A 14,246-nucleotide genomic window follows, 5' to 3' on the forward strand; every position below is an offset into this window, starting at 1 on the left:
GGCCCTCCCTCATCTCCTATACAGCATAGCTTCGGTGCTTACGCACCGCACCTTCGTGGCGCACAGTCGTCGGCATAGCGGACGAATTTCAACCCGCGTTTTTCCAGTTCTTTGTCTAATTCATCGAGCACAATATTAGATAGAAGAGGACTAAGAGGGCCACCTTGTGGTGCCCCTTCAGTGTTTGGACTGACAAGCCCTTTGTTCATAACGCCAGTTTGTAAGTAACGACGGATTAGTTGGAGAACTCTTTTGTCATCAATTCGAGTTGATAGTTTCCTCATAAGGCGATCATGATTAACCTTATCAAAGAATTTCTCTAGGTCGATGTCGACAACCCATTTATACCCTTCTTTAATCCATTGTTTAGCCTGTCTTACAGCGTCATGTCCTCTTCTATTTGGTCTGAAACCAAAGCTCTGTTCAGAGAACATCGGATCATAGATTTGATTAAGCGTTTGGGCAATTGCTTGTTGAAGGAATCGATCCATCACCGTGGGGATACCTAATTTCCTGAATCCTCCGTTAGGTTTCGGGATTTCGACTCTACGGACGGGATTAGGGTGATAGGTACCCCGTTCAATCTCTTTTCGAATAGAAGCCCAGTTTTCATGAAGATGGGGGCGTAGGGATTTTACGTCCATCTCGTCAACACCGCGGCTTCCTTTATTCTTTTCCACACGTTTGAGTGCTTGTATTAAGTTTTCACGGGATAAGATTTGTTCCAACATCATATCAAACTCCTACGTGAATAATTCGTTCTTCTTATGTGACGCAATCTCTCCACCCTTTGTTCGTGCCCCCCGCAAGATTCATTGCTTCCTTCACGAGAAAGGTCTCTTGTTTTCTGCTTCGACGAGATGCGTGTATGCAAAGTGATTATTCTCCTCAAATGATTCAGCCCTTCCCATCTTGTCTAGATCAAGTTGGTACTACGGCTTCGGCTGACTTCTGACAGTTCAACGGACGTTCACACGACCGCTTACGATATGAGTATCGCTTATCTGTCAGACCTCCCAGGGTAAGCACACATTCTTCCTCTCCATGTCCTCACTTCATTTACTCGATGCCCCCTTTGGCAGTAAGGGTTTTGACTTGTGCAGCAGTCTCACCCAAGTGCACCTAGCCTTCTATAAAGTTCGTGTTCCTCAAGGCGGAGATTTGCCGCCGACTTCCTTCAGATTCTAGGTCACCCTAGACACCCTTGTCTTAAGCTAACCACTACTAATGCCTTCGTGGTTCGGGACTTGAACCCTAGAGAATGTGTGCATGCCTGGCACACTGCTAAAAAAGCAACCAAAATCATTTGGTTGCTTTCAGTGCATCTATAACTACTTTCCGTTCTGCTTCTGATAATGGGACCATAGGTAGTCGCACTCCACCAGCATCAACACCTTTTTGTTTTAAAGCTGCTTTAACAGGTGAGGGGTTTGGTGCGACAAATAAGCTCTTCATAATCGGCAAAAGTTTCCGATGCAACTGAGCAGCTTCAGCCACAGATCCAGCTTTAAAGGACTCGATCATTTGTTTCATCTCACTGCCAATCACATGTGCTGACACAGAAACAATTCCATCTGCCCCAATTGCTAAAGCCGGTAGCGTCAGTTGATCATCTCCACTATATAACGTAAACGAATCATCGGTATTTTCAATGATCGCTGCCATTTGTTCAAGATCGCCACTCGCCTCTTTTACAGAAACAATATTTTCGGCCTTTGCAAGCTCAATCATCGTCTCCGCAGAGACATTGACGTTACAACGCCCAGGAATATTGTAAATCATCACCGGTAGCGGGGTTGCATTTGCAATGGCTGAGAAATGAGCGAATAACCCTGCTTGTGAAGGTTTATTGTAATACGGACTGACGGCCATTACACCATCAATACCTGTTTCTGTCGCTAATTTGGTAAATTCAACAGAAGCTTGAGTGTCATTGCTTCCTACACCCCCAATTACAGGCGCACGACCGTTAACTGTTTTAACGACATAACGGAATAGGGAAAGCTTCTCCTCTGTCGACAACGTTGGAGATTCACCCGTCGTACCGGCAACGACGAATCCTTCTGTACCATTAACCAGTAAATGTTCTATTAATTTTTCTGCCTTACCAAAATCGATATTGCCCTTTTGGTCAAAGGGAGTAACCATTGCAGTTAACACATGACCAAAGTTCAATCTTTTCAACTCCTTATAACTGAGAAAAAATTCATTCTCTTCACTAGTATTTAATCATCGATACTCTCAGCTACAGTGCCATCCTTTTGAAGATGGAACATTCGGTGAAGGGCATTAACTGCTTTTTCCATATCCTGTTCTTTGACCAATACCCAGATGGTTGTATGGGAATCTGCCGATTGAAGAATTTCAATATTTTCCTTTGATAGAGCAGCAACGATTTTAGCAGTTACACCTGGAACACCTGTCATTCCTGCACCAATTGCAGAAACTTTGGCACAGTTCTTTGTTACGGTTGGTTCATAACCCATCTCCGTTAAGATGTTGATCGCTTCTGTTGTATCCTCATCGGAGACCGTATACACAACACCTAATGGATTGATATTGATGAAATCAACACTGATCTTTGCATTTGCCATCGCCTTGAACACTTTTTCTTGAAGGTTAAATTGTCCTTCCTTATCAAGAACCTTGATCTGGGTAATATTTGAAATATTTGCAATTCCAGTGATCAGACGCTCTTGAACATGTTCATACGTGGGTAGTGATTGGCGATCCGTTACAACCGTACCAATTGCATCCGCATACGTCGAACGAATGTGAATTGGAATGTTTGCTTGCATCGCAATTTCGACGGCACGTGGATGAATCACTTTTGCGCCTTGATGTGCCATATTACTTATTTCATCATACGTTACCGATGTTAGTGGTCTAGCTTCAGCAACAATTCGTGGATCTGCTGTCATGACTCCCTCAACATCAGTAAAGATATCTACCCATTTTGCAGAGATGGCAGCAGCAAGCGCTGTAGCACTCGTATCACTTCCGCCTCTGCCAAGTGTTGTTACATCACCAACTGGCGATTGTCCTTGGAATCCAGATACGACAACGACATCGTGTTGCTTAAGCGTTTGCTTTAGGTGATCACAGTTCATCTCTACAATTTTTGCATTTGTAAAGTCATCGTTTGTTCTAAATCCAGCTTGTGGACCAGTCATCGCCATCGACATTAAACCCATTTGACGTAACAAGCCCGAAAAAACAACAGCTGAGATAACCTCTCCACAGGACACAAGAAGGTCTTGCTCCCGTTTGTTCACTTGTGCGAATTCATTTAATAGAGACAAAAGAGTATCGGTAGCATACGGATCTCCTTTTCGGCCAATGGCTGAGACAACAACAACCACTTTATATCCGTCATGCACGGCTGCTTTGACATGTGCAGCAGCTTTTTTACGAACCTCTTCATTTTTTACTGATGTTCCGCCGAATTTCTGAACAATAATATCCATGATGCACCTACTTTTTTATTTCAAAAGTTCCAACTTAACTAGGCTTTCTGCAATTTGTACAGAGTTCCAAGCTGCCCCTTTTAGTAGGTTATCGGAAACAACCCACATATGGTAGCCGTTATCTCTGTCTAAGTCTTTACGAATTCGACCAATAAATACATCATTTTTTCCAACACAATTTGAAGCTAGTGGATATACTTGATTACTAGGGTCATCTTCTAACGTCACACCAGGTGCCGTTGCTAATAAATCTTTAATTTCCGCGACGTCTGCACCACCCTTTTCTACTTCAACATAAACAGATTCAGAGTGGCCAGTTTCTACTGGTAAGCGCACACAAGTCGCTGCAACTTCTAAATCATCTTGGTGCATAATTTTTTTCGTTTCATTAATCATTTTCATTTCTTCAAATGTATATCCATTATCTTGGAATAAATCAATTTGCGGAACCGCATTAAATGCAATTTGATAATGCTTTTTGTCACCACTTACTGGTAACACTTCTGGCGTAAATTCTTTTCCTTCTAAGATCGCTTTTGATTGATCTTTCATTTCTTCAATCGCTTCTAATCCAGCCCCTGAAACGGCTTGATAAGTTGAAACAACAACTTTTTTCATTCCATATTTTTGACGAAGTGGCTCGAGTGCCACAACCATTTGGATCGTTGAACAGTTAGGGTTTGCAATAATCCCTTTGTGATTACGAACATCTTCTTCATTTACTTCTGGAACGACTAACGGTACTTCCGGGTCCATACGGTAGGCACTCGTGTTATCAACGACAATCGCGCCTCTTTTTACCGCTTCTGGTGCTAATGCTTTTGACACTGATCCTCCTGCACTAAATAGTGCGAGTTGAACACCTTCAAATGCCTCTGGAGTTGCTTCTTCAACAGTTAGTTCTTGCCCCTTAAATTGAATTTTCTTCCCAGCTGAACGCTTTGAAGATAATAAAGATAATTTTGAAATTGGGAAATCTCTTTCCTCTAATGTTTTTAACATTTGCTGTCCTACTGCCCCTGTTGCTCCTACTAATGCTACATGAAATCCTGTTTGAGCTACCATTTATCTTTCTCCCTTCCCTTTTTCAATGTTTAATAGTTTTACTTTTATTGACACTTATTTTACCACAATAAATCGTTCAATTGATAGATTCAGTTAAGCGTCTTTATTCAACTTTAAGGGAAACTTTATTTTTTCGCAACGTCGGTTATGTCATTAATCTCTGAATTTTTCAATTAAAACAGGCTGATATTGCTGACCACGTAGTGCAGACTCTACTGTTTCCTTTAATGCTTCCATTCGCGCTACTAACGAGTTTGGTTTTCCGTGCGGATTGTCTTGACCAAATGGAATAAAATAAATATTTTTTGTTGCCATTAGCTTCATAACATTTCCACCATTCAACCCAAGAGCATCATTGGTAGATATACCGAGTACGACAGGTTTCCCCGTTCGTAATGTCGCTTTTGCCCCCATCAATACTGGAGAATCTGTCATCGCATTGGCAAATTTACTCGTCGAGTTTCCGGTCATTGGAGCAATAACCATGCAGTCAAGTGGTTTCTGTGGTCCAAATGGTTCCGCCTTTACAATCGTATCAACGATCTCCTCGTCGGTAATTTCTTTAATTCGCTCCAGCCAATCTTCACTTTTACCAAACTTCGTATCTGTTGATTGCACCGTATAGCTCACAAAAGGTGTCACTTTTGCTCCTGCATCTACCAGCTTTTTCATTTCTGGAAGAACTGCATCATACGTACAATGAGATCCTGTTAAGCCAAACCCGATATGCTTCCCTTCTAATGACATTACGAGTCCTCCTCTCGTTTTTCATACTCTTCACTTAGCAATTGTGACAACACATTCGCTAAAATTTTTCCAGCTGTTTTTGGAGCTACAATGCCAGGTAAGCCTGGGGCTAGCAACGCTTTGACTCCTCTTTTTTCTGCATAACGGAAATCAGTACCGCCGGGTTTTGAAGCTAAATCTAGAATAAGTGCATTGGTCGGCATTTTCGCAATCACCTTTGCCGTTAGAATTAATTCTGGAACAGTGTTGATGCAAATATCAACATCACCGACTGCTTCTTCAAGGTTTTTCGTATGAAATGGTTCAAGACCCATCTCTGTGATACGGGCCAATTGATCGGACTGATTAGCTCCGACCTTCACACGAGCACCTAAGGCTGAAAATGTTCTCGCCGCCGACATCCCTACTCTTCCTAAACCAAGAACCATCACATTAGCCTTATGAATCGTAATATCGGTGTGCTGGATCGCCATCATGATCGTTCCTTCAACGGTTGGAATCGAGTTATAAATTGCGACATCGTCACGTTCAAAAAGCTTTACTAGTTTGCGATTGGCATCTTTTGCACATTGTGTTAAATAATCTGTGCTAATTCCCGTATAAATGATACAATGCTCAGGGGTTTCCTTTACAATATCTGGTTTCAAATGAATGGTTTCATTGGAAAAGATGGTTTCCACTTCGCCTGTTTGGTTCGCTCCACTCGAAGGTAGAATAATCGCGTCAACCGTTTGAAATTCAACATCCTCAAATGTTTGTTTTTTTGCTCCTATAAATCCATCACTAAGCTGGTCAAAGCCGATAAGAGAAAGCTTCGCATCGAGCTCTGTTAGCTTACGTATGATTTCTAATTGCCTTGCATCCCCACCGATGATGGCGATATGCATCCCAGTAAGCATTTTTTTGATTCCCCCTCCTTTAATGCAACTCTAGCTTCAAAAACATTTCCATAGGGGATAGTATCATTAGCGATTACACGATAGCATATGTGAGAAGGACCTAAACGGTGAATACATTTAAGAAAGATTACTTATTAAATCCCATGTTCAAAAAAGAGGACAAAAAGAACCGGTGGACCTTTTGAACATTCTCATTAAAAAAGGTGCAGACCTAAACGGATTATGTTTACCGCTTCGGCCTGCACCTCTATTGGTTGCTAGACGAATATATTATTCAGCTGGAACATCGATAATAATCATGTCAGATCCTATCTTTTTTATTTGATCCCAGTAAACAGTAACTTCTTTCTCTTTCTTACCAAAACCAAACCATTTCATTGTCGGTATGACAAATGCATTAATTCTTCCGGTATGTTCATCAATGATTAAATCGGTCTGTCCAAGGATCCCTAGGCGTTCTCCTTTTTCGTAATCAATAATCTCTTTACCACTAATTTCACTAAGTCTCAATGCCACTCCCTCCTAGATGACTTCAGTATAGCAAAACCCTTTACTATTTATTTATGTGAGTAACGAAAAAAAATACCAAAAACATAACAGAAACTGTTATCCTCTTGGTATTTTGCATCGAATTACTTCATTAGCGAATCAGGTAGCTCGCCTGTTGGACTAATAAGTGACAGTGAAAAATCACGGTTAAAGAGCTGCTCTGCTAAACGATTAACATCCTTATGCGTGACTTCATTAATCTCCTCGACCATTTCATCTAACGAACGGTGACGTTTAAGTAGCAATTCATTTTTACCATTTCTGCTCATACGGCTGTTTGTACTCTCTAAACTAAGCATTAGGTTACCTTTTAACTGTTCCTTGCCATTTTCAATTTCTTTTTCTGAAACGTTACCTGCCACTAATGAGTCAAGCGTTTGTTTAATGCCATCATATAAATCATTCAATTGATTCGGTGCCGTCCCTCCATAAATGGTGAGAAGACCGCTATCTTGGTACGATGAATGAAAGGAGAAGACAGAGTATGCTAATCCTCGTTTTTCACGTATTTCTTGGAACAATCGGCTGCTCATACTGCCACCTAATAAATTATTTAAGACTACTAAAGGATAAATATCCTCGTGCCCGATTTGCAAGCCATTAAAACCAAGGCAAAGGTGCGCTTGTTCTGTATCCTTTTGTTTAGTTATGCGTTTCGCTAAAAAAGTCGGTGCTTCAACTTTCGGGCCTTGCTTCCCTGGCTTCACAGCTGAAAACGTTGATTTTACAGTATCAATGAGTTGGTCATCAATATTTCCTGCCATGGATACAACGACATGCTCAGCTGTATAATGGCGTTTCATATAATCTCTTAAAAAATCACCATCAAAAGTTTTTAATGTATCAACGGTCCCTAAAATCGGGTAACCCAACGAATGCACTCCATAACTTGCTTCACTTAAATAATCATGAACAATATCATCAGGGGTATCATCAACCATTTTTATTTCCTCAAAAACAACATTCTTTTCTTTTTTAACTTCTTCTTCCGCAAAGATAGAATTAAAAAACATATCAGATAAAATATCTATCGCATAACTAGCGTGCTCATCTAATACCTTTGCATAAAAACAAGTATACTCCTTTGAGGTAAACGCATTGACATGTCCGCCGATCCGATCAAAGGCCTCAGCAATTTCACTTGCGGAACGGTTTTTCGTTCCTTTAAAAAACATGTGTTCTAAAAAATGGGAAATGCCATTTTCACTCTCTGTTTCAAAACGTGAGCCCGTATGAACCCAAATACCAATGGACACAGAGCGTACATGTGGAATTTGCTCACAAACTAAACGTAAACCATTTGCCAGTTCTATTTTTTGTACCAAATTATTTCCCCCTATACTTTCAGTCTTCGTTTATCCCAAAGCTTAAACGAGATTCATCCATAAGTTGGGTCACGGTACCGATTTGATAGCCTTTTGATTTTAAACCAATGATTAATTGATCCAGTCCTGCTGCAGTCGAAGACGTCGGGTGCATAAGAATCATTGCTCCTGGATGAACTTTATTTAAGACATTTTGAACCATTGTATGTGGTTCTGGCTTTCGCCAATCAACCGTATCGACCGACCACATAATCGTTCCCATATCCATCGTGGAGGCGATGTCAACCACTTCTTGTCGAAAGCTCCCGCTTGGTGGCGCAAACCACTTCGGTGTTACATCTAATGTCGCTTCGATGACCTCATTCGTTTTCTGTAATTCTTCTGTAATTCTTGCAGCCGTTAAACTTTTCATATCAGGATGAGAATATGCATGATTTCCAATTTCATGCCCTTCTTCAAGAATCATTTTCGCTAATTTAGGGTTATCTTTCACCCATGATCCATCTAGAAAGAACGTTGATTTAACTTCATGCTTTTTCATCACTTTTAACATCGAAGGCAAGTATTCATTTCCCCATGCGACATTAACTAACAACGTAACCATTGACTTTTCAGGGTTCCCTTTATAAATCGGTGCAGGTGGCAAATCTTCGAGATGTACACTTGGCTTTGTCTCCTTAAACACGAGCTTGTGTGGATTAAACTGACCATCGTCCTTCATTTTCTCATATGAAGCTTCAATATCCACCTTGACTCCATTATAGCCTGGGATCGCCTTCCATACTTTATCAACTATGGCATCAATGGCTGGCTTTTCATATTTCTTTGCTTGGGATTGAATTTTTTCATAAAGCGGATCAGCCATCTTCGCTACACTAATGCTTTCTTCTTTCACTCCATCTATGTATTCAGTCGCAAACGGATTTTGGATTGATCCGATTGAAATGATAAAAATAAATAAAAACGCAAACCACTGCAAGTACATCCTCTTCATCTTATTCTAACCCCCTTGTACTAAAAAATATGCAATAGAATTCCGGGCTAGAACCGAGAAGAAGACCTCGTGCAATTAGATACTAAAAAAGAGACTGGCTATTTTCCCAGCCTCCCCTTCTTAACTTTCTTCTTGCTCTTTCTGTTCTTTAAGGATCGCTTTACGTGATAAGTTTACACGGCCTTGATTGTCGATCTCAGTCACTTTTACTTCAATCTCATCACCGATACTAACGATATCCTCTACCTTATTTACTCGCTCTTCGGCAAGTTGCGAAATATGAACAAGACCATCTTTTCCTTTAAAGATCTCAACAAAGGCACCGAACTTCTCAATTCGCTTCACTTTACCAAGATATGTCTGTCCAACCTCAACTTCTCTGACAATATCCTCGATGATTTGTTGGGCTTTGTTATTCATCTCTTGATCTACAGAAGAAATATAGACCGTTCCGTCTTGTTCGATATCAATTTTCACACCAGTGTCTTCGATAATCTTGTTAATCATCTTTCCACTAGGTCCAATGACATCACGGATTTTATCTGGGTTGATTTTCATCGTTTTAATTTTTGGTGCATACGTTGACAATTCAGCACGTGACTCACCGATGGCAGAAAGCATGTTTTCTAAAATCACCATTCGTCCACGTTTCGCTTGATCCAAGGCTTCAACTAAAATTTCACGATTAATACCTGAAATCTTAATATCCATTTGTAAGGCTGTAATCCCTTCTTTTGTTCCTGCTACTTTAAAGTCCATGTCTCCAAGCGCGTCTTCCATGCCTTGAATATCGGTTAAAACAGTCACATACTCTTCTTCCTTGACAAGACCCATCGCAATTCCTGCTACAGGTGCCTTAATCGGAACACCAGCATCCATCATCGCTAACGTACTTGCACAAATACTCGCTTGTGAGGTTGAACCATTCGATTCAAGCACCTCTGAAACGAGACGGATCGTGTACGGGAACTCATCTTCACTAGGGATGACCTTTTCGAGTGCACGCTCCCCTAGTGCACCATGACCAATTTCACGTCGGCCTGGTCCACGCATAGGTCCTGTTTCGCCAACACTAAACGATGGGAAATTATAGTGATGCATAAAGCGCTTTGATTCTTCAATACCTAATCCATCTAAGATTTGTACATCACCTAATGCACCTAATGTACAAATGCTAAGCGCTTGGGTTTGTCCACGTGTAAATAACCCTGAACCATGCGTTCGCGGCAACATATCCACTTGAGAGTTCAATGCACGGATTTCATCAACACCACGGCCATCTGGACGTAATTTCTCCTTCGTAATTAATCGTCGTACTTCTTGCTTCACTAATTTTTGTAACGTTTCTTGAACTTCACTAATCTCTATTGTTTCATCTTCTTCAAATTGGGCAACTGTTCGTTCAATCACCGCATCAATCGCTTCTTGACGAGCATGCTTTTCAACGACGCGAACAGCCTCTTTAATCTCAGCCTCAGCGATATCACGAACTTTTTGCTCTAGTTCAGGATCAATTTGTTGAAGAACAACTTCTGTTTTCTCTTTCCCGATCTGAGCGACAATTTCTTCTTGAAACGCAATTAGACGTTTAATTTCCTCATGGCCATACATAATCGCTTCAAGCATAACCTCTTCAGGTACCTCATCTGCACCTGCTTCAACCATATTAATAGCGTCTTTTGTCCCTGCGACCACTAGATTGATGTCACTTTGTTCAAGTTGTTCCGTAGTCGGGTTAATCACAAATTCATCGCCAATTCGACCGACAGTTACACCCGCAATTGGTCCATCGAACGGAATATCTGAAACACATAATGCAAGTGAAGAACCAAACATCGCTGCCATCTCAGATGAACAATTTGGGTCAACACTCATCACGATACTAACCACTTGGACTTCGTTTCGAAATCCATCCGCAAACAATGGGCGAATAGGACGATCGATTAATCGACTTGCTAAAATTGCTTTTTCACTTGGGCGCCCTTCACGTTTAATAAATCCACCTGGGATTTTCCCGGCTGCATATAAGCGCTCTTCATAATTCACTGTAAGCGGAAAGAATGGCAAGTCTTTTGGTTCCTTAGAAGCTGTCACTGTTGATAAAACAGCTGTATCTCCATAGCGAACCATCACGGCTCCATTTGCTTGCTTAGCCAATTGGCCTGTCTCAATCGTTAACGTTCGACCGGCCCAATCAATAGAAAACGTTTGTTTTTCTTGTTCCATTAAACGAGTACTCCTCTCGTACACAAAATTATTCAATCTATCCTTATTATTTCCTATTTATGCTGAAAATAAAAGAAAAAAATTGAATCTAACGATCTTTTTTGAAATTTTTTCCTGAATTTTTAACCTAATAAAAAAGCGGGAACAATTCCCGCTTTTTTTAATGGTTTATCGGCGTAAACCAAGGCTATCAACTAAGTTACGGTAACGAGTAACATCTTTTTTACGTAAGTATGTTAATAAGTTACGACGTTGACCAACCATCTTTAAAAGACCACGACGTGAATGATGATCTTTTTTGTGTGTACGTAAATGATCATTTAAACTATTGATTTGCTCAGTTAGGATAGCTACCTGAACCTCAGGAGAACCTGTATCGTTCTCATGTGTTTTATACTGCTCAATAAGTTCATTTTTACGTTCTTGTGTTAATGCCATCCTAGTCACCTCCTTTTTCTTATACACCAATTCCCTCGCAAACGTTGGTGAATCGTTTTGCCAAGCAACGGCTTTTGTACATAAAGTACATCATTTAGAATACATGTTTTTTTTCTAAAATGCAAGTCCTTCTTATTTTTTGTTGAATTTTGTTTATTCTTTTACTTTTTGTTGATGAAAAAAGGCAATAGCCTCTTCTTTATCCTTACTAATTTGTTTGGTTAATTCATCAACTGAGTTAAATTTCCTCTCTCCACGAATATAGGTCAACCATTGCAGTGTAACCTCAGCACCATAAATCGACCGCTCAAAATCAAACAAATGCACCTCAATCGTGGCTTGCTGACTGTCTTCGTAAAAGGTTGGTTTATAACCAACATTACAAACCCCTTCATACGACTTGCCATCGACCTGCATTGAGACTGCATAAACACCGGTAGACGGAGATAAATAACGGTCAGTGAATTCAATATTTGCAGTTGGAAAGCCGATCGTTCGACCTCGTTTATCACCGTGAATCACTGTACCACTTATTTGATAGTAACGTCCTAAATAAGCAGGAACATCTGCTACTTCCCCATTTTTTATGAGCTCTCTAATTAAAGTAGAACTAATCTTTCTCTCACTTTCTTCGACTTTATGGACTGTTGTTTGTTCAAATTCATTCCGAGAGTGAAAAGGTAATGTCTCCATCGTTCCTTTTCCTAGATTCCCATACGTATAGTCAAATCCAGCGACAACATGTTTTACATGAAGACGAATCAAATATTCATCTACAAATTGCTGTGGAGTAAGGCTTGCAAACTCTTTGGAAAATTGAACGATATATAACCGGTCAACGTCCAACTGCTCAATTTGACGAGCTTTATCTTTGATTGGGGTTAAGTATGGCATTTGCTCACTGCCTCGTTTTGCTCTTAACACCTCTTTTGGGTGTGGGTTAAATGTCATCACTGAACAGTTATAGCCCTTGTTTTTAGCGATCGTTTTAGCTGTCGTGATCACTTGTTGGTGTCCAAGGTGAACACCATCAAAAAAACCCAGAGCCATTACTGTTGGTTTAAGATCATCCTTTTTTATTTGATGAGGATGTGATATATACACTGTTTCCACAATATTCACCTTCAATCTGGTTAACAACCACAGTCATTAATCAATTTTAATGATTTTTTCCGGTTTAATAAAGCCTTTTTTGGTTGGGTGTTGCTGGTAAATCGCTAAACACTCACCACTTTCATTATATACCGAAACCCGCTTTTCTTCTATTCCTTTGAACTGAGGCAAGACCATTCCGTTTCGAACCTTTGTTTCAATCGTGGGGTCAACAGTAACACGAGTAAAATGTGAGACCGCTTGCTCAATCGATAGCAGCTCAACATCTTCTGCTTGAGCTTGCTCTGTTAGCTGCTCAAGTGTCAAGCATTGCTTGAGCATAAAAGGCCCTGATTCGGTTCGTATTAAATCAGACATATGCGCTGGATATCCTAGTTCCTTCCCGATATCCACAGCTAACGTTCGGACATATGTACCTTTGCTACAGTGGACGCGAAAACGAAACGAAACCGTCTGCTCTGTTTGCTTTATATCTCCTAGCAACGTTAGTTCATGAATCGTAATCATTCGTACCGGGCGGTCCACATGTTTACCTTCTCTTGCATATTCATATAATCTTTTACCTTTTACTTTAACGGCCGAATACATCGGAGGAATTTGCTTAATCTCACCTACAAATCGCTTAATGACCTTCTCTACCTCATTCTTCGTGATCACACGATCTACTCGCTTTTGTTCGACACACTCCCCTGAAGCGTCTTCAGTTGTTGTTGAAAAACCCAAAGTGACCTCGCCTTCATATGTTTTCGGATAATCAGTCATGTACTCGGCAATTTTCGTCGCACGACCAATACAAATGGGTAACACACCAGTCACATCAGGATCTAGTGTGCCCGTATGACCCACTTTTTTTGTTTTTAAAATCTTGCGAACCTTCGCGACACAATCATGAGAGGTCACCCCTTTTGGTTTATAGAGGGGCAAGATTCCAGATCGATTCAAACACGACACCTGCTTTCTTAGAAGTTTTTTAAAACAACTCCAAAAAGCTAAAGGATAGACAAAGGCATTGTGCCTCATCTATCCCTTTGCTCCATCAATTTATTTCTCATCATTGGTTTCTTTATTAATATCGTTTAAAAGTCTCTCGATTTTATTTCCGTATTCAATTGATTCATCAAATTCAAAAGAAATTTCCGGCGTCTTACGAAGACGAATTCGCTTACCGATCTCAGAACGAATAAATCCTGATGCCTTCGATAAACCTTTGAGCGTGTCTTCTTTTTTTTGATCGTCACCAAGGACCGTAATAAATACTTTTGCTTGTTGCAAGTCACCAGTTACATCCACACCTGTAACCGTCACGAAATCAACACGCGGATCCTTAATTTCTCTCATAATAATATCACTTAATTCCTTTTTCATTTGTTCACCAACACGATTTGCTCGAACATTGCTCATGTGAATCCACCTCACTTTGCTG

The 14,246-nt window shown here is 40.5% G+C and carries 13 protein-coding genes and 1 pseudogene; all 14 read right to left on the minus strand.

Annotated elements, in window-relative coordinates; translation table 11 throughout:
- Positions 1-62: 62 nt before the first annotated feature.
- Positions 63-734 (minus strand): annotated as a pseudogene (ltrA, locus tag KH400_RS10090) (group II intron reverse transcriptase/maturase); the annotation flags it as partial.
- Between the two features lie 568 nt (positions 735-1,302).
- Positions 1,303-2,175 carry a 4-hydroxy-tetrahydrodipicolinate synthase gene (gene dapA, locus KH400_RS10095; protein WP_217224376.1) on the minus strand — a complete coding sequence of 291 codons (873 nt, stop codon included), beginning with the start codon at positions 2,173-2,175 and terminating at the stop codon, positions 1,303-1,305.
- Between the two features lie 50 nt (positions 2,176-2,225).
- Positions 2,226-3,467, minus strand: a complete 1,242-nt coding sequence (gene dapG / locus KH400_RS10100) for an aspartate kinase (protein WP_217224377.1) — start codon at positions 3,465-3,467, stop codon at positions 2,226-2,228.
- 15 nt (positions 3,468-3,482) lie between these two features.
- Positions 3,483-4,532: an aspartate-semialdehyde dehydrogenase gene (gene asd / locus KH400_RS10105; RefSeq protein WP_217224379.1), complete on the minus strand. Its 1,050-nt coding sequence runs from the start codon at positions 4,530-4,532 to the stop codon at positions 3,483-3,485.
- A gap of 153 nt (positions 4,533-4,685) precedes the next feature.
- Positions 4,686-5,279 carry a dipicolinate synthase subunit B gene (locus tag KH400_RS10110; RefSeq protein ID WP_217224380.1) on the minus strand — a complete coding sequence of 198 codons (594 nt, stop codon included), beginning with the start codon at positions 5,277-5,279 and terminating at the stop codon, positions 4,686-4,688.
- A complete protein-coding gene (dpaA, locus tag KH400_RS10115) occupies positions 5,279-6,178 on the minus strand; it encodes a dipicolinic acid synthetase subunit A (protein ID WP_217224381.1) in 900 nt (299 codons plus the stop codon). The genes KH400_RS10110 and dpaA overlap by 1 nt, the downstream gene beginning before the upstream one ends.
- Before the next feature lie 270 nt (positions 6,179-6,448).
- A complete protein-coding gene (locus KH400_RS10120; protein ID WP_217224382.1) occupies positions 6,449-6,688 on the minus strand; it encodes a YlmC/YmxH family sporulation protein in 240 nt (79 codons plus the stop codon).
- 122 nt (positions 6,689-6,810) lie between these two features.
- The gene (locus KH400_RS10125) at positions 6,811-8,052 is read right to left on the minus strand and encodes a M16 family metallopeptidase (RefSeq protein WP_217224383.1); all 1,242 of its coding nucleotides are present in this window, start codon (positions 8,050-8,052) and stop codon (positions 6,811-6,813) included.
- Positions 8,053-8,071: 19 nt separating this feature from the next.
- A complete protein-coding gene (locus KH400_RS10130; RefSeq protein ID WP_217224385.1) occupies positions 8,072-9,046 on the minus strand; it encodes a polysaccharide deacetylase family protein in 975 nt (324 codons plus the stop codon).
- Positions 9,047-9,166: 120 nt separating this feature from the next.
- Entirely contained in the window at positions 9,167-11,272 is a 2,106-nt protein-coding gene (pnp, locus tag KH400_RS10135; protein WP_217224387.1) for a polyribonucleotide nucleotidyltransferase, read from the minus strand.
- A gap of 168 nt (positions 11,273-11,440) precedes the next feature.
- Positions 11,441-11,710, minus strand: coding sequence for a 30S ribosomal protein S15 (gene rpsO, locus KH400_RS10140; RefSeq protein WP_217224389.1), 270 nt, complete (start codon positions 11,708-11,710; stop codon positions 11,441-11,443).
- Positions 11,711-11,863: 153 nt separating this feature from the next.
- Positions 11,864-12,823 (minus strand): bifunctional riboflavin kinase/FAD synthetase, encoded by a 960-nt coding sequence (gene ribF, locus KH400_RS10145; protein ID WP_217224392.1) that lies wholly within the window; start codon positions 12,821-12,823, stop codon positions 11,864-11,866.
- Positions 12,824-12,859: 36 nt separating this feature from the next.
- Positions 12,860-13,765, minus strand: coding sequence for a tRNA pseudouridine(55) synthase TruB (gene truB, locus KH400_RS10150; RefSeq protein ID WP_246589497.1), 906 nt, complete (start codon positions 13,763-13,765; stop codon positions 12,860-12,862).
- Positions 13,766-13,864: 99 nt separating this feature from the next.
- Positions 13,865-14,224 (minus strand): 30S ribosome-binding factor RbfA, encoded by a 360-nt coding sequence (gene rbfA / locus KH400_RS10155; RefSeq protein ID WP_217224394.1) that lies wholly within the window; start codon positions 14,222-14,224, stop codon positions 13,865-13,867.
- Positions 14,225-14,246: the final 22 nt, after the last annotated feature.

It is taken from the genome of Desertibacillus haloalkaliphilus (assembly GCF_019039105.1).
Classification (GTDB): Bacteria; Bacillota; Bacilli; order Bacillales; family KJ1-10-99; genus Desertibacillus; species Desertibacillus haloalkaliphilus.